The 19,959-nt window shown below is 62.7% G+C and carries 15 protein-coding genes; 2 read left to right on the top strand and 13 right to left on the bottom strand.

The annotated features are described in order from the left end of the window. Positions 1–120: 120 nt before the first annotated feature. The 6 genes from IEX53_RS07605 to IEX53_RS07580 form a co-directional block, all read right to left on the bottom strand. Entirely contained in the window at positions 121–1,206 is a 1,086-nt protein-coding gene (locus tag IEX53_RS07605) for an ABC transporter ATP-binding protein (protein ID WP_188823017.1), read from the bottom strand. Next, positions 1,193–2,137, bottom strand: coding sequence for a carbohydrate kinase family protein (locus IEX53_RS07600; protein WP_188823048.1), 945 nt, complete (start codon positions 2,135–2,137; stop codon positions 1,193–1,195). The genes IEX53_RS07605 and IEX53_RS07600 overlap by 14 nt, the downstream gene beginning before the upstream one ends. A 5-nt stretch (positions 2,138–2,142) precedes the next feature. Further along, positions 2,143–3,174, bottom strand: a complete 1,032-nt coding sequence (locus tag IEX53_RS07595; protein WP_188823015.1) for an SIS domain-containing protein — start codon at positions 3,172–3,174, stop codon at positions 2,143–2,145. Positions 3,175–3,176: 2 nt separating this feature from the next. After that, entirely contained in the window at positions 3,177–4,022 is an 846-nt protein-coding gene (locus IEX53_RS07590; RefSeq protein WP_188823013.1) for a carbohydrate ABC transporter permease, read from the bottom strand. Beyond that, entirely contained in the window at positions 4,022–4,903 is an 882-nt protein-coding gene (locus tag IEX53_RS07585; protein WP_188823012.1) for a carbohydrate ABC transporter permease, read from the bottom strand. Before IEX53_RS07585 ends, IEX53_RS07590 begins: the two co-directional genes overlap by 1 nt. Before the next feature lie 228 nt (positions 4,904–5,131). Then, a complete protein-coding gene (locus IEX53_RS07580) occupies positions 5,132–6,370 on the bottom strand; it encodes an extracellular solute-binding protein (RefSeq protein ID WP_188823010.1) in 1,239 nt (412 codons plus the stop codon). Between the two features lie 174 nt (positions 6,371–6,544). Between IEX53_RS07580 and IEX53_RS07575 the strand changes: the two genes are divergently transcribed. After that, entirely contained in the window at positions 6,545–7,768 is a 1,224-nt protein-coding gene (locus IEX53_RS07575) for an ROK family transcriptional regulator (RefSeq protein WP_188823008.1), read from the top strand. A gap of 434 nt (positions 7,769–8,202) precedes the next feature. Continuing rightward, positions 8,203–9,315 (top strand): polysaccharide biosynthesis/export family protein, encoded by a 1,113-nt coding sequence (locus IEX53_RS07570; protein ID WP_188823006.1) that lies wholly within the window; start codon positions 8,203–8,205, stop codon positions 9,313–9,315. Here the strand turns inward: IEX53_RS07570 and IEX53_RS07565 are convergent. From IEX53_RS07565 to tssG, 7 genes are read right to left on the bottom strand one after another with little or no spacing between them, the layout of a single operon-like run. Beyond that, positions 9,251–10,210, bottom strand: coding sequence for a protein kinase domain-containing protein (locus IEX53_RS07565; protein WP_188823004.1), 960 nt, complete (start codon positions 10,208–10,210; stop codon positions 9,251–9,253). The genes IEX53_RS07570 and IEX53_RS07565 overlap by 65 nt on opposite strands. Continuing rightward, entirely contained in the window at positions 10,194–11,510 is a 1,317-nt protein-coding gene (gene tagF / locus IEX53_RS07560; protein WP_188823002.1) for a type VI secretion system-associated protein TagF, read from the bottom strand. The genes IEX53_RS07565 and tagF overlap by 17 nt, the downstream gene beginning before the upstream one ends. After that, a complete protein-coding gene (gene tssM / locus IEX53_RS07555) occupies positions 11,510–14,968 on the bottom strand; it encodes a type VI secretion system membrane subunit TssM (RefSeq protein WP_188823000.1) in 3,459 nt (1,152 codons plus the stop codon). The genes tagF and tssM overlap by 1 nt, the downstream gene beginning before the upstream one ends. Next, positions 14,965–16,467, bottom strand: a complete 1,503-nt coding sequence (gene tssL, locus IEX53_RS07550) for a type VI secretion system protein TssL, long form (protein WP_188822998.1) — start codon at positions 16,465–16,467, stop codon at positions 14,965–14,967. Before tssL ends, tssM begins: the two co-directional genes overlap by 4 nt. Continuing rightward, positions 16,464–17,801, bottom strand: coding sequence for a type VI secretion system baseplate subunit TssK (tssK, locus tag IEX53_RS07545; RefSeq protein WP_188822996.1), 1,338 nt, complete (start codon positions 17,799–17,801; stop codon positions 16,464–16,466). Before tssK ends, tssL begins: the two co-directional genes overlap by 4 nt. Next, positions 17,791–18,975, bottom strand: a complete 1,185-nt coding sequence (locus IEX53_RS07540) for an FHA domain-containing protein (protein WP_188822989.1) — start codon at positions 18,973–18,975, stop codon at positions 17,791–17,793. Before IEX53_RS07540 ends, tssK begins: the two co-directional genes overlap by 11 nt. Continuing rightward, a complete protein-coding gene (gene tssG / locus IEX53_RS07535; RefSeq protein WP_188822987.1) occupies positions 18,975–19,949 on the bottom strand; it encodes a type VI secretion system baseplate subunit TssG in 975 nt (324 codons plus the stop codon). Before tssG ends, IEX53_RS07540 begins: the two co-directional genes overlap by 1 nt. Between the last annotated feature and the right edge of the window lie 10 nt (positions 19,950–19,959).

The following is a 19,959-nucleotide window of genomic DNA, read 5'->3' as shown; positions in this document are numbered from 1 at the left end:
CGAAGCGCTGGCCAGAACCACCGTCGACCACTTCGCCGACAGCTATGTCGTGTCAGGCAATGTCGGGCTGAGAGTCAGGTGGTGAGGGCTAACAAAGTGAGGAGAATAATGCCTCCAGCGTCAAAATAACATCGGAAGCCGCTTCCCTGTTTTCCGGTCGAAGAGATGCATGCCATCAAGAGGAAAGCTGAACCTCTGCCGCGTGCCGGTTGCCAGAGCCGTCTGTTGTGGCAGGCTGGCAACCAACTTCTGCTCGCCCACCGAACCGGAAACCACGCGCTCAGGGCCCGTCAGTTCGACCACGTCTATTCTTGCCTCCAGCGAAGTGTGGCCTTCACCAGCCGTATCGGGGACAAGCGCTTCGGGGCGAATACCCAACACCACGTCGCAGACACTGCCGGGAGATGCCAGATGCGAGGGCAGTGCTATCCGCGTGTCCGTTCCTTCGATAAGCAGCGTGTTCCCCTCAAATGTCGCGTTGAGGAGATTCATCGGCGGCGAGCCGACGAATTCCGCCACATAGAGCGTGGCCGGGCGGTTGTAGATTTCCTCCGGCGTTGCCAGTTGCTCGATCTGGCCATTGCGCATCACCGCGATGCGGGTGGCGAGCGTCATCGCCTCGATCTGGTCATGTGTGACGTAGACGATGGTGGTGCCCAGCATCTGGTGCAGGCGTTTCAGCTCCGTGCGCATCTCCATGCGCAATTTGGCATCGAGATTGGAAAGCGGCTCGTCGAAGAGGAAAACCTGCGGATTTCGCACCAGCGCCCGGCCGATGGCGACGCGCTGGCGCTGACCGCCGGAAAGCTCGGAGGGCTTGCGGTCGAGAAGCTGCTCGATCTGCAGGATCTGGGCGGTCTTGCGCACCGCTTCCTCGCGTGCCGCGCGAGGGACTTTGCGCATTTCGAGCCCGAAGCCGATATTGCGGGCGACGGAAAGATTTGGGTAAAGCGCATAGGACTGGAACACCATGGCGATGTCGCGATCCTTCGGATGCACGCCATTGACCGGGCGGCCGCCGATGCGCACCTCGCCTGAGGTCGCTTCCGCCAATCCCGCGATGATGTTGAGAAGCGTCGATTTCCCGCAACCGGAGGAACCGAGCAATACGAGGAACTCGCCGCTTTCGAGGGAAATATCAATGCCCTTCAGCGTATCGGCCGTTCCGTAGCGCTTACGGATATCGATCAGCTCAAGCGCGCTCATCGGCGTCTTCCTTCATGTATAAACCTTGGCCGGCATCGTAACGGCGCGGCAGGGTGGAAACGGCTGTCGAGGCGACATCGACGCCATATTGGAGGTTCTTCGCCAAGGGCTGGCCGAGGGCGTGGGCGGCGAGAAACGCGGCATTGAAGACATCGCCCGCGCCGATGGTGTCGACCACGTCCACTTTGGGAGCGGGGGCGTGATATCGCGCGCCATCGGCTCCAAAGGCGAGCGCGCCGCGTGGGCCGCATTTGACGACGGCAATCGCGCCGGCGGACATAAGTTCCCGAAGCGTCCGCGCTGCCGTTTCCGGGGTGTTTTCGCCCGAAAGCGTGGTGGCTTCCACTTCGTTGAGAAGCAGGCAGGACGAGCGCGCCAGCCATCGCCTCGCGGCGTCGCAATTCGCCTGCGTCCAGCCGTCGAGCGGCCAGCCGGTGTCGAGCGCCACCGCCACACCATGCGCATCGGCCATGTCATAAAGCGCGTCATAATCCGCCGTCAGCGCCTCGGTGAGGAAGCTGCCGCAGAGAAGCAGGATGCCGCCGCGAAGTCTCTCCCAATCCAGCATGCCGCGCACCTGCGGCCAGTCGAGCGCCGGGAGATGGCCGCGAGTCGTGAAGAAAGTGCGCTCGTCACCAGGATGGGTAATGCCGACTGACAGCGTGGTGCCTCCATCCGCCACCGGCCAAGCGGCGGAGCGCGGCGCGAAAGCCTCGCGCAGCCATGCGCCGAATTGGTCGGAGCCGGTATTGGCGGCGATCTGGTAGTCGAGGCCCAGCGCCGACCAAGCGAGGGCGCTGTTACCCGCCGCGCCGCCGACGCGCAGTTCGTCATGATCGACGATGATCTCGGTTCCGGGCTTGGGCCATGGCGTGGCGGGGCCCATGATGAGATCGACATTGACATTGCCGGCAACGGCAAGCGGGCGCATTCCGGTCATTCGCTTCTCGTGATTTTGGACGAGCGCACCGGCGTCCCGGCGTCGGTCACGCGCGAGGCCGCGAATTCGACCATGAAGCGTTGCGCGGCAGGCAGAAGCGCGAAAACCGACGCCATGCAGCCCGCTGCCGGCGCGGAAACGGTAACGACGCCTTCCACCGGAGCTTCGCCGGAGGCATCGAAAACGACGACGGGCGAGCCCGCCTCGGCAGCATCGCGCGCCATGCGGGCGACGAGTTCCGACGTGAGATCGCGGGCGCGGAGGAGGATGATGCCGACTTTCGGCCCCAGCATCTCCATCGGCCCGTGGCGCAACTGGCCGCCTTCGAGCGAATAGCAGGGCAGGCGGGAGAGTTCGGTGAGGCCAAGCGCAATGGCTTCCGCCACGCCGTGCATTCTGCGCCCAGACGTCACGATGGTGCCGACATCCCGCATCGCGTCGAGCGCGGCTGATATGTCCGGCTCCTGCGGGTTTTGCAGGATCGAAAGCGTTGCCTGCTGGTCTTCTCCCAGGGCAGCGAGGATGGCAGCATGGAGCGCGAAGGTTACCGTCAGGCTGCGGGTGGCCGCAAAGGCGTGTTCCGTGCCGCCCGCACCGATGAGGCAGGGCAGGACCTTGGCGATCGTCGATCCGGCTTCAAGCGTCAGCCCGAAAATATCGTCCGGTTTGTCGCCTTGCGAAATGCCTGCCTCCGTGAAGAAACGCAGCACCTCGGCGCTTTCTCCGGATTGCGAGGTGATGAGAATGGTGCGGCCTTCGAACGGTAGCGGCTGATAAAGCTGTTCGGAAAGTGGCAGGGCTACCGCATCTATGCCGAGCGCGCGGTAAAAGGGCTCGACAGCGCGGCCGACCGCATGGGAGCCGCCCATGCCGAGCAGTAGCAATCTGCCGGTACGCCGGAGCGACGCGGCAACGGCCTTGGCGGGCTCCCCAGCGGTCTCAAATGATGCCAGCGCATCGCTGTTCTGGCGCGTCATTTCCCGGTCTATCGCCAGCAATCCTGCTGGGCGTGTGCTCTGCATTGCCATGTTTACCCCTTGACGCCGCCGCCCGTGAGCCCGGAAATCAGGGCGCGTTGCATGATGAGGCCGATCGCCACGGGCGGCAGGGCGGCAAGGACGCCGGCTGTCGCGATCAGCCCATAATCGGAAATGCGGCCGCCGGCGAGGTCGGCGATGGCCACTGTCAACGTTTTGGCGCGCTGGTCGGAGGTGAAAAGCAACGCATAAAAGAACTCATCCCACGCCAGCAGGAAAGCGAAGAGCGCCGCTGTCGCCATGACGGGGGCGGCAAGCGGCAGCGTGATGATTCTCAGCACTTGGTCGAGGCGCGCGCCATCCATCATCGCCGCACTTTCGATTTCGCGCGGAATGGTATCGATGCCCGATTTGACGAGCCAGGTGGTGAAGGGCGCCAGCATGGTCAGGTAGACGAGCGCCAGCCCGTAAACGGAGTTGAGCAGCCCAAGCGCCGCCAGCCCCATATAAAGCGGCACGGCGAGCGCCACGGGCGGCAGCATATAGGTGGCGATGACGGCATGAAGCGACCAGGCAACCGCGGGGGTGCGGGAAACGGCCCACGCCGCCGGGATCGCTACCGCAAGCGCGGCGAGCGTCGCCATGCCCGCGACCTTGAGGCTGTTGAGCAATGCCGAGACGAAGGCCGCACCGGCGCTGTTATCCCCGGTGGCGAGAAGGAGCTTGTACCGGGAGAAATCCATCTGCTGCGGCCACCAATGCAGCGGCCTGGCGGTGAGATCGCTCGTCGAGGAGATGCTCATGATGAAGAGCCAGAGGATGGGTGCGAGCACGACGATGGCGAGCAGCAGGGCCGAGGCGTAGATGAAGATCAAGAAAGCGAGACTGCGGCGTTCCATCAGGCGACTCCTGCGCTCTTGCGGACGAGCGCGGCATAGGCGAGGGCGAGCAGCGTCACGAGCAGGGTGACGATCAGCGCCAGCGATGCGCCGGAACCGGCGCGCTGGAAGGAAAAGGCTTCCTGATAGACGAGAATCGACAACGTGCGGGTGCTGTTGGCCGGCCCGCCGCGGGTCATCACCCAGATGATGTCAAAGACCTTGAAAGCCTCGATGGTCCGCAGCACCAGAGCCACCATCAGCGGGCCGGCGAGATAGGGCAGGATGACGAAGCGGGAACGCGCCCAGACGCCGGCCCCGTCCACCATCGAGGCAGCCATGATGTCACGCGGGACCGCCTGCAGCGCGGCAAGGGCGATCAGCGCGACCAGCGGGAAATTCTTCCAGCAATCGGCGACAATCAACGCGGCCATGGCCGTGCCGGGCTCTCCCAGCCAGGATCGATAGCTGTCGATGAGGCCGATCTGCGTGAGCAGCGCATTGAGCGCGCCATATTCGGGATTGTAGATCAGGCGCCACAGGGTGGCGTTGACGACGGTCGGCAGCGCCCAGGGCAGGATCATCAGCGCCCGCAGCACGGTCCGCCCTTTGAATTGCTGATTGAGCAACAGCGCGGCAAGGACGCCCAGCACCATTTCCGCTGTCACCGACAGAACCGCGAACAGCGTGGTGGTTCCAAGCGCGCGCTGGAAATTGGCATTGCCGATGAGCTTCGCGTAATTCTCGACCCCGACGAAGCTTCCTTGCGTTCCGACGAGCTTCGCATCGGTGAAGGAAAGCCGGACTGTATCGGCAAGGGGCCAGCCGATGACCCCGATCATCACGATCAGAAGCGGCAGCATCAGGAGCCAGGCTCTGGTCGTGATCCAGTTTTGCGACATGGGAACCTTTATTCCTAAAATGAGACGGTCGCGATTATTTCCTTCCCCCTTGCGGGGAAGGTGTCTGCGGAGCAGACGGATGGGGGTGGTGACTGCTGCGCTTGCTTCGAAGACCGTAGCGTAAACATTACCACCCCCACCCGACCCTTCGGGCCACCCTCCCCGCAAGGGGGAGGGAGGGTGCTAGGTTGGAAGGGAGGGCAACTTCGATGGATAGGCGCTAGTCGATCAAAGCCCGCTATTTTCCGCCGCGGCTTTCAGCGCATCTTCCGGGGACGATTGGCCTAGGAGCGCTTCCTGGATCCCCTGCTGCAGGGCGGCGGAGAGTTCCTGGTATTTCGGCGTCGTCGGGCGCGGATACATCGCCGCCAGCGCTGATTTCGCCGCCTTGATCAGTTCTTCCTGGTCCTTGCCAACAGCGGGATCGTCATAGGACGACGTCCAGATCGGCAGGCTCAGCTTGGCATAGGCGTTCTGCGTGGCCTGCGAGGTCATGTGGACGATATATTTCCACGCCTCGTCCGGATGCTTGCTGGTGGTGGTGATGCCGAGGCCCATCGAGCCGTTGACGGCCGAAACCTCGCTCTTGCCCGCGACGCCGGGAGCCGGAACCACGCCGACCTTGCCGGCAACCTTGCTCTGCTTCGCGTCGTTGGCCTGATTGTACATATAGGTCCAGTTGAGGGCGAAGGCCGCTTCGCCATTCTGGAAGACCCGGCGAACGTCTTCCTCCAGGAATTCCTTGGAATTCGGATTGGTGACGCCGGATTTATAGCTGTCGACCATGTATTTGAGCGCGTCGAGCCCGCCATCGGTCTGGAACGCCGGCTTGCCGTCCTCCAAGAACTTGCCGCCATAGGCGCTGACAAGCGTGGTGTAGTCACAGATCGCCGCTTCCGCCTGCGCCCAGCTCCAGGCGATGGGGCTTTGCAGAAGACCCTTGTCCTTGATGATCTTCGCCTGTTCGTTCAATTCGGCCCAGGTCTTGGGCGGCGCGGAAATGCCGGCCTTCTCGAGGATTTCCTTGTTGTAGAAGAGATATTTCGTATCGAGAATCCACGGCATGCCGTAGCGCTTGCCGTCATATTCGACGGTGGTCCATGCACCGGGCAGAACGCCTTCCTTCATGTCAGATGTAATGCGGTCGGTGACATCGACCAGCACCTTGTTCGTCGCATATTCAGCGGGCCAGATCACGTCGAAGAGCACGACATCGTAGCCTCCGCCAGAGCCCTGCGCCAGCACGGTCTTGTCGTGCAGCCCCTCATAGGGCACGAATTCAAGATTGACCTTGATGTCCGGATTGGCCTTGGTAAAGGCCTCCGTCATCGAACGGACATCGGCCTCGCTATAGGCCGCCTGGGCCATGAAGAGGGCGTTAAGGGTCGTTTCGGCAAAAGACGGCGCCGTCTGGACGCCGAGGAGAAGCGTTGCCCCGAGAAGCGCCGCGGTGATGGATTTCAGCATGTCATCCTCCAGTTTCTGGCTTTGAATTCGCTATCCGAGTTGGAGCGTTCACCCTCGCGGACGCTCGTCCGTCCGGCCAGAGCTTTCGTTCCCCGGGACTCTTCCGATCCCTTTAAGTCAATTATCTTGACTTATTTGTTGTGCAAGTTTTAGCTGCTGTCAAGAGGGTCTAGAATGAACGATGCACGGGTTATCAAGGCGACGAGCGGCACCAATCTGGGCGGGGCGAGCGCGCATAATCGCCGGGTGATGGTGGACGCCCTGCGCCTGAACGGCGCCCTGTCGCGAGCTGAGCTCGCCCGTGCCACGCGGCTGACGAAGCAAACGGTCTCCAATATCATAGAGGAACTGGAGCGCGACGGGCTGGTCCGCTCCCAGGACGCAGTGCGCAAGGGCAGGGGCCAGCCGGCGACACCGTATGAACTCGTGCCGGAGGGGGCCTATGCGCTCGGATTGCAGATCGATCGCTATGTAAGCCGCTGCATCGCCGTCAATCTGGTGGGGGATGTGCTGGTGAGGATGTCCGCCGAGCTTCCCGCCGGCAACCCGGAAAAAGGCGTCCCGATCATCCTCGGTCTCATCGAAAAGGCCCGTGCCGCATTGGCGGAAACGGCAACGGATACGGAGCCGCGGCTGGTCGGCTTGGGGGTTGCGATGCCGGGACCGTTCGGCATCGAGGGCGAGGACGATAATGAATGGATGATGGCGAGGTGGCAGAATTATCCGCTTCTTGAAACGCTCGCGACCGGGACGGGCCTTGAAGTGGCGAGGCAGAACGATGCCGCCGCCGCCGCGACGGCGGAGAAGCTGGTGGGGAGCGCGCATGGGCTTCAGCATGCCGTCTGCCTCTATCTGGGCTACGGTCTCGGTGCGGGGCTCATTCTAAACGGCGAGCTCTACAGCGGCTCCAACGGCAATGCCGGAGAGATCGGCATGGCGCTCGCGCCCGGCGGCGCAGCAGGCCTTCCCTTTGTTGAGCCGCTCGAGCACCAGGCTTCGCTCGCCTCGCTGTGCAATATATTGGGCATCGAACCATCGGACCCCGAATTGTTCGAGAAGATCGAGCGGGCTGCGACCGCGCCGGACGAGCGCGTGGCTAACTGGATGCGAGAAGTATCCGGGCGGCTGCGCTGGATGGTGCATCTACTCGAAACAGTGTTCGATCCCCAGACGATCATTCTGTGTGGCGGCGCGCCACGGGTGCTGCTCGACCGGTTGATCGATCACATGCAGCCGCTTTTACCGTCTCTGGCGGCGCGCCGTGCCCGCAATATGCCTCGCATACAGGCGGGCCTTGCAGACCCATGGGCCGTAGCACTAGGTGCTGCTGCCGAGCCAATCACGAGGGCGTTCGATCCGCGCTTCTCGGCAATTCTCAAGCCGCGTGTTTCTCCCTGACATGAATGGCCGTGTGGAGCTTATGCGAGTCGTTGGCCCATGGACGAACCAGAAGAATTACCTTCTGCCCGAAGTGAACCTTACGACGGTTTCGATCTTCAATAATTGATTGACGCTTTCGCAAATATTCGCCCGCTCTGGCAGAACGCGGGATACCCGAACCCGCTGGTAAACGCATGTCGTTTAAAGGATCTCCCTACCCAGACAAGCCAAGTATCAACAGTCGACCCATACATCATCAGCAGCCTACTTCACCTCTTCAGCAGTGGCAAAGTTTGTCGGAGATCTATCGGCCATCTCGCTGAATGGTTGCATATTTAACACATCATTAAAATATGTTGCTTGGCGCGTTTCGGTCTAGGCCATCGAGTATTGTTGAATTTCCAGCGACTTATATAAGCAAATCGACCTGATCTAGCGGGAGGGGAGATTCGATGCACAAGCATATGGCTGTGGGATTCCTGTCGGTGTTGAGCGCTTGCGCCGTGCCAGCGGATGGGCCGAACACGACGAACATCAGAAGTGCATCCATCCCCCATACCAATGACCGCATACCCATTGTAGAGTTGAAGAACGCGTCCCCGGCCGATTATAATGCCCTGGCTTATAGCAGCGCCTCGGTGGCGAGCGGGGGATTGGCAGAACTCAAGCAGGGCAGGGCGGGTGCTGCCTTGCGCCCCGGCGATGTGATCGACATCACGATCTTCGATACCGGCGAGGAAGGGCTTTTCGCCTCTGCCAACAGCAAGACGCTAAATCTGGGACGCTTTACCGTCGACCGAAGCGGGTCGGTCACCTTGCCGTTCGTCGGCAAGAAGAAGGCGTCCGGCTCCAGCGTGGAAGGTCTTCAGAAGCAGATCATCGAGGGCCTGCGCGGCTCGACGGTGAATCCGCAGGCGGTGGTGACGGTGGTGGAAAAGCCCTCCAGTGTGGTAACCGTCAATGGGAACATCCGCAATCCGGGCCAGTTCCCGCTCGCTTCCGGGCGCGAACGCGTTCTCGACGTGTTGGCGCAGGCAGGGGGCACTTCGGCGGGCGGAGAGGTTACGGTCGTTCGCGGCAATCGCCGCGCCTCGGCATCGGTCGAGCGGCTGATGAGCGACACGGCGCAGAATATCTATCTTCAGCCGGGCGACCAGGTCATCGTCAGCGGTGGTTCGAGCTTCACGGCGCTCGGCGCGTTCAAGAGCGCGGGCGAATTCCCGTTCGAACCCGGCAAGCTGACCCTGGCGCAGGCTGTGGCGCGAGCGGGTGGCCTGCTGGACGACCGGGCGGATGCGCGCAACCTCTATCTGTTTCGCTCGAATGGGATCACCGATCCCATCACCAAGGCGAAAAATCCCGGCGCGGTCGGCAGGCCCGTCATTTATCATATCAATCTGCGGGAAGTTTCGAATTTCGTGCTGATGCAGCAATTCTACATGCGCGACGGGGACATGCTGTTCGCCAGCAATGCGCCGCTCGCCAATGCGGCGAAGTTCCTTACCGTCTTCCAGAAGAGCGTGCCGACAGCGGCGGCGCCGCAGCCGTCAGCGGGAGGGCGCTGAGGCGCATGCGGGCCTCGCAGCATGAAGCGGGGCGCGATGCGGGATTGGCCTGCGTAAACTGCGCAACCGCGTGATGAAAATTCGCCGCCTCGGTGGCAGAAAGATCGGCCCTCTCGACGAGAAAAGCGAGGAGGCCTCCACATGCAAAAATATCGGAGCGCGCATCGAGGGGGCGTCCGGCGATTTGCTCTGGCGCGGCGAATTCGGGACTGAAGGCGCGCCGGTAGCCGGCCTCCCCATGTGTCGTTCCGATGGGAATGCTGATGCCGAAATCGGCGATCTTCAATCCGGAACCGCGCTCCGTTTTGAGAAGCAGATTGGCTGGGCAGATATCCGCATGGACATAACCGGCCGCATGCACCGCCTCGAGGCCTGAAAGCAGGCAGTGCATCAGATCGAGGATATTGGCTGCCGAATAGGGGTGAGGTGAGTCTTTCCGGGCGAGGCTCGAAGGCATATCTTCGAGAAGCAGTCCCGGCCGCCCATCCTGGAGCCGCAGTGTCACGTGATGCCGGATCACGGCAGGGTGGCAAATCTTGGAGAGGATGGCGCTTTCCCGCATGAGCCTGCCGCGCGCTTCCGGGCTGTCGGCGTGACGCGGATGGATCGTCTTCAGGACATAGGTTTGATCAAAGTCACGGTGGCGCAGCCGCACGATTTGCGTCGTCCCGCCTTCGTGCAGCACCTCGTCTTGCCAGAAGCTGTTCGCGATCAGCGGCGGGGCAGCGGGCGCAATCTCCCCGCTCATACGGTCCAGCGCGTCCCTTATCCGGTCGGTGAAGAGCTGCTGTTCTGCCTTGCTGCGCGGCGCTCCCCCGTCCGACACCAGCGCTTCATAGAGGGCGCGGTACCGGGCGGCGATCGATCGCAGATCGTCGTCAGGCTTGGACTTCATGGGCATCTATGACGATTGCGCTGATATTGTCCCTCGCATTGCTGATGAGCGCCTCCTGAATGAGCGCCTCGGCGGCCATTTCCAGCTTTTCTTCGAGCAGGATATCGGCGATGGCCCGTTCGCCAAGGGCGCGAATGAGGCCGGCGGAACAGAGCACGAAACGGTCTTTCGGCTCCACCGTGAAGGTCATGACATCGGGCATGAACTGCTGATCCGCGCCTACGAAGCGCAGAAGACGCGGTTTCATGCCGATTTCGACGTGATCGCGCGTCAGACACCGCATCATCCCATCGCGGATGAGATAGCAGCGGGTATCGCCGGCCCAGATGACCGCGGCGGCGCCTTTGAGGAAAGCCAGTGCGGCGATGCTCGCGCCATTCTGGCCTCCCGGCGAAGCGTGCCAGAGCAGGCTGTTGGCCTTGCCGAGCTTGCCCTTGATGTCGCGCATGAGATCATCGAGGCTTTCATGGGCGCCCGTTTCGGAGAGCGTGCTGGTTGCCAGCCGCGCAGCATGCTTTGCCGCCTGATCATCGGCAATGCCATCGGTGATGGCGAACAGGTCCGGCTGGCTCGAAACCAGGAGGGAATCCGCATTGTGGCTGAGGCGGGTGCCCGCATGGGTCGCGAAGGCGCGCGTGAAGATGAATTCCTTGGCAACGACCTTTGGCTCCGGAAGAACCGGTTGCGCGAGGGGCGCGGCTGGCGTAGCGGGCTTTGCCGGCGGCAGGAGCTTCTCGAAATCTCGCCCGTCAGGCTTGCCCGATGTCATGAAACCGTCCGCCTCATGGCTTTCGCCGTCGAAGGTCCACCAGATCGAGCGAGGACCGTCCAGCCTCGCAGCGGGCGCTTCGTCCTCCCGTGCATAGGGCATTCGCAGGCGGTTCAGCCCATCGGTGAACCGTGTCAGGTCGAAATCCCTGAAGCGCGTCGATTCACCGAGGGCTTCCGCCGCCGTGAACCATGACCGGTCGAAGCACAGCGATTGCGGATTGCCGGTAAAGCCGGGAATCTGGGCGGCGATGACAAGTGGAAAGCTGCGGCCTACCCGATCCCTGCTCGGGGTTAGGATTCCGGCAACGGTCGCTTCGCCCCAGAGAGGCGACTGGACGACGAAGCGCCAGCTGGGCATGGCCTGAAAGCGCGTCTCCCAGTCGTCGCTGTCATGGATGGCCTTCATGCCCTCATCGATCCAATGATCGAGCGCCGATTGTACCGCGCGCGACAGGCCGCTCGCGACAAAGTCCCCATGGGTGGGAACCTTGCCGAAAAAGCCGGGATGAGGCGGGCCGGTGAGCGTCATCAGAATTGCTCCGGACAGGAAAAATCGCTCAGCGCCTTGAGCCGGAACGGGTTCATGACAGAGCCGAACTGCACATCGAATTCCGCCTCGAACTGCCCGTTGGCGAAACGCGCCCGGAAGCTGTCGCCATCCTCGCGGGTAAGTGTCGCCTGATCGAACAGGCGGAAGGGCGACCAGTCTCCATTGACGGTGAGCGCCTGCTGCCACCCGCCGGGCTGGAATGCCACCCTTGATAGGTTGGCGCTTTGCTCCGACGGCCAGGCAACGGATTTCGCCTGTATCGGCCCATGAAAATAGACCACGCGCTCGCCTTCGATTTCCAGCATCACGGCATTGGCGGAGGGGCTGAGCGACACGGGACGGATATTGATGTTTATGCTCGGCTTTTCCGCCCCGGCGGGGAAGAAGGCCCGGCGTATCCTGTCCGCATTCTCGAACTGGGCGATTGCTTGGCTCTGCTGGCCATCCGCTCCGAAGGTGCCGCGCCAGCGCCAGGGCGAGGTGCCGGTGTCGACAAAAGGCTCGACGCGCTCCTTGAAGAAGGTCTGGAGAATGCCGGATGGGCCGAACAGCCGGACGAAGTCGCTCATGGCGACATCCCTCTGCGAACTGCGGTCGAAGGGATAGCGGCCTTCGACGATGCTGGCGCAAAACTGCCTGTTGTTGGCCGACCATTGGTCCCGGATATTGGCGCGGGCGGTATCGACGACAAGCGTGCTGATGTCGGCGGTCATGCCCGCAATCCAGCTGTCGAGCGGGGCGGGCAATTGCCGCGCCTCCTTGATCAGCGCCTGATTGGCCTGGTTGAGCTGGCTATCGACATCGAACACCCGTGCGACCTCCGCCGTCGAGGTGGCGGCTCTCGACAATTGCCCGTAAAGGGCCTGCATGAGCGGGGTGAGTCCGACGATCTGCGAGCCCGGCGTTTCCTGCGCGCTGTCCTCCTGTGTCGATGCCTGGTCTGGCGTTTTCAGCGCGGCGCGCAATTCTTCGTAAAAACTCGGAATTTCCGGCGCGCCGGCTATGGCGAGCGTGCGGGCCGCGGCTTCCGATACGCCTTGCCCCGCCATCGTGCCGTGCAAATCCGTCGCCACCGCGATGGAACGGGCGATGCTCTCGACCGGGCTTGGCCGATTGGCCAGCACACGGGCGATTTCGGCGGCGTCGCCGAGGCTCTGGGGCCTGCGTGTCCGGATATCCGTCAGCATGTCCTGCCAGCGCTTGCGGAAGGCGTCGTAATATTGCTGGAGGACCGAGTTGGAGACCACATCGACCGCCTGGGCATCGCCAGACGCGGCCGCCCCGCCGCGCACCCAACCCTCGTTGAGCGCTTCCTGCACGGCGTCGGCGGCATAGGGAAGCACGACCTGATGGTAGCCCTGCTGCGTGTAGATGCCGGGAATGCCATCCCGCCACGAGCTTCCAGACTTGCGCTCGAATGCCTGTTCGCCGAGTGGGCCGAGCGGCTCCGCAGGCAGCCAGGAAGGCAGCTTCCGCGCATCGCGCCGGTTCACGAGAATATTGAAGGCTCGGGCGGCGATGCTCACGTCGCGGATTTTTTCGCGCGCCGCCGCAATGCGTGCATCGTCCAGATTGATCGGGTCGATGACGCCGGAAGCGAGGTTTTCGACATGCTCCGCCAGCGACTGGCGTATGCTGGCGCGCGTATCGCCGGGATAGAGCCTGGCGAACATATCCTCCGCCTGAACGGCGACGAAATCGCGGTCCACAGGCCCGAGCCCGCCCAGCATGCCGTAGAGCTTGAGCGCGTCGAATGTGGAATTGACGTCGCCGCCATTATCGAGCGTGCGCTGCAGGTGGACGAGAAGGCGGGGGAGAAGCAGGCCGTTGAGAGCGTTGCGGTAGGCGATCTGCTGCCGGCCCGCGAGCTTCGACTCCTGGCTGAGGCCGAAGCTTCCGATCAGGGGTCTTTCCTCATCGAAAGCTGCCGTAACGTTGCGCAAGCTATCCAGCGCCGGCAGCACCCGGAGGAAATCGGTGTCGTTCACATTGGTGACAGGAATGCCCTGAGCGAGCCGTTCGTAATTGTCGATCCGGTCCTCTGCCTCGGCGATGGCGCGCTTGTTCTGGAAATAGGCGCCGATCCATCCCACCAGCACGATGGCGAGCACCGCGCCGGCAGTGGCAAGCGCGCCGTTCCGGATGATGCGCTGGCGGCGAGAAAGCCGCTTGTCATGCGAGACGAGCGCGGCCTCCTCGAAAATGACGTCGCGGAACAGTCTTGGCAGGAAATAGCTGCGCCGCTCCCGGACCGCTTGCGTGGATGATTGAGTACCCGAGGCCAGATAGATGCCCCGGATGAAGGGCGGCTCCATGAATTGCGACCCGGAACTTAATTCCTCGACGGCTTCGCGCAGCCGGTCGCGCAAGGCAGCCAGTTCCGCCGGAAAGCGGAAAATGCGGCCGCGTGTCTCGATGTCGGGTTCCTGCTGCAGGCGCTCCAGCAACATCGCGTCGACACGCTCCTGCAGCAGCGCATATTCCTCCAGGAAGCGATCCGGCATCTTGCCCGAGGGATTCTGGCTTTCATTGAGCGGGAAGGTCATGCCCCAGACCTGTTCCCGGTCGGAACGGGAAAAGCCGTCGAAGAAGTCGATGAAGCCTGTCAGCAGATCGGCCTTGGTCAGCAGGATGTAGACCGGGATCCGGGCATCCAGCAGGCTGTCCAACTCGCTCAGGCGCTGGCGCACGGCGCGCAGTTCCTCCCGCATCGCATCGGGATCGCGCTGCATCAGGTCGGCGATCGATAGAGTGACGAGCGCACCGTTGACAGGCTGGGAACGGCGATGCTTCCGGATAAGGTTGAGGAAGCCTTCCCAACCGGCCTTCGCCGTTCCGTTGATATCGTCCTGGGTCGTGTAGCGTCCTGCCGTGTCGATCAGGATGGCTTCTTCGGCAAACCACCAATTGCAATTTCGGGTGCCGCCGATGCCCGACACCGCGTTGGCGCCCATTGCATCCCCGAGCGGGAATTTCAGGCCCGAATTGGACAAGGCCGTGGTTTTTCCCGAGCCGGGCGCGCCGAAAATCACATACCAGGGCAGTTCGTAGATATAGCCGAACCGTTTCCGGCTTACCTTGCGCAGGAGCCCGAGAGCTTCCTTGAGGCGCGCGCGGATCTCGTCCACTTCGGTGGACTTTCCCGCCTCGACATCGCTCTCCAGATCGTCCGCAAGCGCCTTGTCGCGCCCGCGCGCCCGGTACATGCTGACGGCGATATAGATCGCCCACGCAATGACGGCGATGCCGATGACGATCAGGCGGTTTGTCGCGCTTTCCAGCGGCTTGAACGTGCCATAGCCGATCAGATAGCCATAGAACCAGACGACAATGCAGAGCGCTGCGAGCCAGATGAAGGACAGAAACCGCCGTCCCAGCAGGCCAGCATAGGAATCGACGTAAGAACGCAGTGTGTAGAAAAGACTGAGCGGGTTCACGGATGAACTCCCTCCGCAGATGATCCGTTCTCCTGGAAAGGCGCTGGCTGTGCGGGTGAAATCCCCGCCGCGTCAAGTCTCTCTCCCGGATCGGTCAAAACCAGTATCTCCGTGCGCCGGTTCATCTCGCGTCCTTCGGGCGTGGTGTTGGGGGCGAGCGGATTTGAATCCGCGCGGCCTTCCGTCAGGATGGCTTCTGGCCCGGTAAAGGCGGAAAGAATATCGCCGACGGCCTTGGCGCGCGCGGCGGACAGATGCCAGTTCGAGGGGAACTGGACGGTACGGATGGGAACATTGTCCGTATAGCCGATCACCACCGCGCGGAATTTTTCCGCGGCGAGTGCGCCGCCGATGCGCTGGAGCAAATCCTGGAACTGCGGGCTGACCTCGGCGCTGCCGGTGGCGAACAGGCCGGAATTGTTGATCCGGACCAGCAGCCTGCCATTGGAGTCGGCAAGGCTCACCAGTTTCTTCTCGACCTCCGGCTGGAGGAAGGCGAGGAGATTGTCGAGGCGGCTCGGTTTTGCCGCCACCGGCTCTGGCGGCATTTCCTGCTGGGCGGGAGGGCTGGCGGGCGTTTCCGGCTCCGGTTTCGGCGCCGCGGCGAGGCTTGCCGGCTCTCTCGGCGGCAAGCCGGTGAGACGTTCGAACGTATTGTCCGATGCGCGATTGAGCGAGAGCGTGAAGAACAGATAGCCGAGCGCCAGCACCAAGGCGAGCAGCGAAAGAAGCGTCCACAGGAGGGCGGTCGTGCGAAGGGGCTTGTGGCGGGCCGACACGCCGCGCCAATGCGGGGAAAGCTCGCGCTCGAAAACGCCGTATTGCCCAAGAAGCGTTTTATAAAGACCGTCGCGGATACGGCTCAATTCCATCGGTCCGCGCGCCGAAACGCGAGTACGCCCCTCGAAGGCGAGGGACAGGCACAGATAGATCAGCAGCAGCAGATCCTTGTTTGCGCCGGGGCTTTGCTGGAAATAATCCAGAAGCTCAAAAACGCGGTCGCCACCGGTGACATCCATGTGGAATGTCGACACAAGGCCCGATTGCGCCCATCCGGCGCGCACGCCCCATGGCTTGCTCAGCACCACGTCGTCGATGGTGGCGCAGATGACGTAATGGGCGGCGCGCGCCCGTTCCGGACTGATGCGCGCCGCGGCAAGGTCGCGCTCATAGCGGGCCACCGCGTCGATGGTTACCTGCCGCAACTCGGCGATATCAGGCTGTTCGCCGGATTGGCGAAGCGCATGCGCCAGATTGATCAATGGCGCGGCGGAGGCGACAACGGTCGGTATCTTGTCGCTGCCGAGGCGGAAGGAGCGCACGAGCTTTTCCACCGACCAGCCGCCCGGCGAGACCTGTCCGCCGGAGGGGGAGGGTATCGCAATGTCGTCGATCAGCCCGGTCAATCTCTTGGCCGTCTGTTCGTTCTTGCGCACGTCATCGTTGACTTCGACGATGGTGGGCAGGTTTTCCCAGGGTTCAGGCGTTTCCTTGATCATTCGCGCAGGGCCCACAGTTCCATTTCAATGTTCGGGAAGTCACCGGCGAGATGAAGCGCGATGGCGCTGGACGTTCCGAGCTGGTTCCAGATCGGGTTTTGGGTATCGAGTTCGAAATAGACCGTGCCCGCACGATAGGGGAGCTGGCGGGGAAGCACCGGCAAGGGGCGGACAGGGATGCCCGGCAAGGCTACGTTGACCAGCTCGGCGATGCGCTCGACCGGCCCTACCTTGATTTGCGCGGGCAGCTTGCGCCGGATCTCCTCGGCAGGCATTTCCGCCCGAACCGCGAGGACGAAGCCTGCATCCTTGAGCAGCGACCGGTCGTTGATCATTCCCACGCGCACGCCATGCCGCCGTTCCGCAAGCTCGATCGGCACGGCTGACTGTTCGAGCACGACGGAAAGCGACGTGCGCAGATCGTCGAAAACGGCACCGAACGTCGCCTTCAGGTCGTCATGCCGGTAGGGTGGGAATTCGCTTGCCCGCTTTCTTTCCGTCGTGAAGGTGGAAAGCTCGCCGGCCAGCTGAATGCAATGTTCGTAGAAGACGATGGGGTGGATACGGGTGGCATTTGCTGCCAGATGGGCGAGAAGCGGCTCGGCGCGGTTCAGAATGTGGAGCAGGAAATAGTCGCCAATCTCGGCGGTCCCGCGGACGGTCGGGTCCCCAATGCGGGTTGCGATTGCCTCGGCGCGATGGCGGACGATGCCAAGCAGTTCGGTCAGGAGTTCCTTGAGCCGTGGCTCCGCCGCGCAATTTAAGGACGGCGCGATGTAATCGCCGTCGAGCACCACGGCCTTGTCCGAGCGGACCTCGATGATCCTGGCGACGCCGATGAGCGCATAACCAGCCAGTTCGTCACCGCTTTTGAGCAGGCGGAAATTCGGGCGTCCTACGTCGATGGGCGCGAGGAAGTCCGTGTCGATATTGGCATCCGGCGCTTCATAGGGCGAGGCGACAAAACGCACCTTGGCGGTTTGATTGCCGTCTATGGTGAATTCGGCCTTGCCGGGCTGGCGGACGGGCAAGGCGAGATAGACGATGGCATTGTGAACCTGCTCCTCCAGTTTCAGGGGCGGGGGCAGGTCGGTATCGACGGGAGCTTCAAAGGGCGTGCCATCCGGCAGAATGCCGCGCACGGTGGTCAGAGCGAACTGGCCTATTGCCAGCGCGCTGCGGTCGATATTGATCTCGGCAACGCCCCAGGGATAGGGGCAGAGCATGTCGCTGGTCGTGCGAACGAGACGCTCCGTCCAGCGATCCGCCTGCTGGAAGTGCTGCACGCGAAGAAACATGCCTTCGCTCCACGCAACCCTGTTTTCAAATTTCATCCGTTTTATCCGTCTTTTCGCTGCGTGAGGGGGCCGGGGTTTCGCCGTCGGGCGCGTTGAGGACGCTCAGGAGCAGGTCGCGAGCGCTGACGCGGCGACCATCGGCGGTGAACTGGGCGCTATAGGTCTGCCAGTAGGCCAGCGCCGAGAGCCAGGGAACGGAGGCGGAAAGCCGTGAAAGCGGCCCTGCGAGGCGTGGAAAGCGGCTGGGCTCGGCATCGACCCGCGCCTCGACAAGCGCCGGATCGAAGAGAGCCGCCGATCCTTCCAGGAGCCTTTCGAGCATCTGGTTATGCTCGATCAGCCGGGCGGTGAGGTTTTCCAGCCGGGCGGCGAGTTGAGCCTCGTCGGGCGGGTAGGGACCTATCCCGGAGGGCTGGCGCGGCGGCCTGTTGAGAAGCGCTTCGCCATCTCCCATCACCGCCTCGAGCCGGCGGATGGCTACCTCGATCACCGATAGATCGCTGGACGCGGGCGAAGTTTCCGGCAACACGGGCGGTTCGGGCTGAGGCAATGGGCCGGCATCGGCAGCTGCCTTCGCACGGATGCGCGGCGCGTGGCTGCGAATGGCTTCCTGATGCTCGAGCGCCGTGCTCAGCTCCGACTCCTTGTTCCAGTCATCGGGCAGGAGAGACCCTATCCCCTCTGCCTTTGGCGGGCCTTCCCAGCCTATGGGGATTTGCTTGCGCTTGCCGTCCGGACGGCGGCCCGGCAGATCGCTCGATTGTCCGCCATTGCCCAATATGCCGTGCCCGCCAATGCCAGCAGGGGTCACATTGGCGAGAATGGATGAAATGGTGAGGTTTTCGTCGCTGAGCCTCAGATCTGCATCGGGATCGTTTATGGTTTCGGTCGCCAGCCCCGATATGACGGCGTCGAAGGCATAGCGCCCCAGGATGATGTGCGATCCATCCGTGAGCCGTGCGCTTTCGCCGCTCATCACCAGCCTGCCGTCGACATTGGTGCCGTTGGCGCTCTCATCATGCAAAACGAAGCCGTCCATCGTCCGCTCGATGGTGAAATGATGCTTCGATATGGTGCGGCGATCGTCCTCTATCTGCCAGTCGCATGCGCTCGACCGGCCGATGGTGCGGCGGCCGCGTTCCAGATACCAGTCGCCCCTTGCCGCCACGGCCTGAACGGGTCCCTCTGTCTGTTTCAGTCGCAATCGCATTACGGGCGATCCTCCAGCATGTCCGTTCCCGGAATGATGATGGCGTCCCCGCTGTCCCTTTCGGCAGGAGCAGTGCGAGCCCAGCTGTTCCATCCCAGGCGGACCGTACCGTTCCCGAGCTGGGAGCAGGGGATCGCCTCCTTCTTGAGAATGACCTGAAAGTCAAACGCCAGCCCGTCGCCCGCATAGAGCCGGGTGAGTGCGTAGAGTTCCCGGATCCGCCGCCCATCGGGGCGCAGAGAGAGGTAATCCTCATAGCCGACCGGCCCGATCACGACCCGGAAGCTGCTCGCACGGTCGAGAATGGCGCTTCCTGCCATGGTGTCGATGCCAAGGCGGCTATTGGCGCGGCCAGGGCGGGTTTGCTCGTCGCTGGAGACGGTGAGCCAGCGCCCGCGAAACTGCTCGATCTCTACCGGCAGGCCGCTGAAATCATTGAGCATGGCGGCGAGATTGGCGCAGTTGCGGGTTCGCGAGGACAGGAACCCGCTGTAGCGCAGCAGCATGTCCCGGTCGACTTTGGCCTTCTCGGCGAGGCGCGCGGTGCCGAAGCCGGTCAGGGAGAGCAGCGCCTTGACGAATGTATTTTCCGTGGGATTGCGCCAGCGCAGCAGCCGGCCGAAGCGGTATTTTTCGCTCGCATCGGCGAAAAGCGTTGCGAGCCGGGCATTGAACAGGTCGATGAACGAGGAAAAAGCGCGCGAGCGGTTGCGCGTTTCCCGGATGGCGAGTTCGTTGAAGACGGGGGGCAGCGAGCCGGTGGGGCCGGAAAGCGTCGCGAGCATTGAGCGCACTCGAATGCTGTCCTCTTTTCTCTCCACTCCATTGACCGGCAACACACCGATGGAAACACCCACGGACGCCGTGATTTGCACCTCCATGCCGGAATGTTCGACGACGCGCAGCGCCGTGACCGGGTCGAAGCGGTCGGGCTGCTGTTCCAGGAGATCGATGAGTCCGGCTTGCGTCGTCATGATCCGGCCC

It is taken from the genome of Paramesorhizobium endophyticum, assembly GCF_014640615.1.
GTDB classification, from domain to species: domain Bacteria; phylum Pseudomonadota; class Alphaproteobacteria; order Rhizobiales; family Rhizobiaceae; genus Paramesorhizobium; species Paramesorhizobium endophyticum.
This window is presented reverse-complemented; position numbering and strand designations above follow the sequence as displayed.

Coding starts and splice junctions, on each gene's coding strand:
- tssK (WP_188822996.1), bottom strand. CDS start 17,801: ATGAAATTTGAAAACAGGGTTGCGTGGAGCGAAGGCATGTTTCTTCGC.
- IEX53_RS07540 (WP_188822989.1), bottom strand. CDS start 18,975: ATGCGATTGCGACTGAAACAGACAGAGGGACCCGTTCAGGCCGTGGCG.
- tagF (WP_188823002.1), bottom strand. CDS start 11,510: ATGACGCTCACCGGCCCGCCTCATCCCGGCTTTTTCGGCAAGGTTCCC.
- IEX53_RS07575 (WP_188823008.1), top strand. CDS start 6,545: ATGAACGATGCACGGGTTATCAAGGCGACGAGCGGCACCAATCTGGGC.
- IEX53_RS07580 (WP_188823010.1), bottom strand. CDS start 6,370: ATGCTGAAATCCATCACCGCGGCGCTTCTCGGGGCAACGCTTCTCCTC.
- IEX53_RS07595 (WP_188823015.1), bottom strand. CDS start 3,174: ATGGCAATGCAGAGCACACGCCCAGCAGGATTGCTGGCGATAGACCGG.
- IEX53_RS07600 (WP_188823048.1), bottom strand. CDS start 2,137: ATGCGCCCGCTTGCCGTTGCCGGCAATGTCAATGTCGATCTCATCATG.
- IEX53_RS07585 (WP_188823012.1), bottom strand. CDS start 4,903: ATGTCGCAAAACTGGATCACGACCAGAGCCTGGCTCCTGATGCTGCCG.
- IEX53_RS07590 (WP_188823013.1), bottom strand. CDS start 4,022: ATGGAACGCCGCAGTCTCGCTTTCTTGATCTTCATCTACGCCTCGGCC.
- tssG (WP_188822987.1), bottom strand. CDS start 19,949: ATGACGACGCAAGCCGGACTCATCGATCTCCTGGAACAGCAGCCCGAC.
- IEX53_RS07570 (WP_188823006.1), top strand. CDS start 8,203: ATGCACAAGCATATGGCTGTGGGATTCCTGTCGGTGTTGAGCGCTTGC.
- tssL (WP_188822998.1), bottom strand. CDS start 16,467: ATGATCAAGGAAACGCCTGAACCCTGGGAAAACCTGCCCACCATCGTC.
- IEX53_RS07605 (WP_188823017.1), bottom strand. CDS start 1,206: ATGAGCGCGCTTGAGCTGATCGATATCCGTAAGCGCTACGGAACGGCC.
- IEX53_RS07565 (WP_188823004.1), bottom strand. CDS start 10,210: ATGAAGTCCAAGCCTGACGACGATCTGCGATCGATCGCCGCCCGGTAC.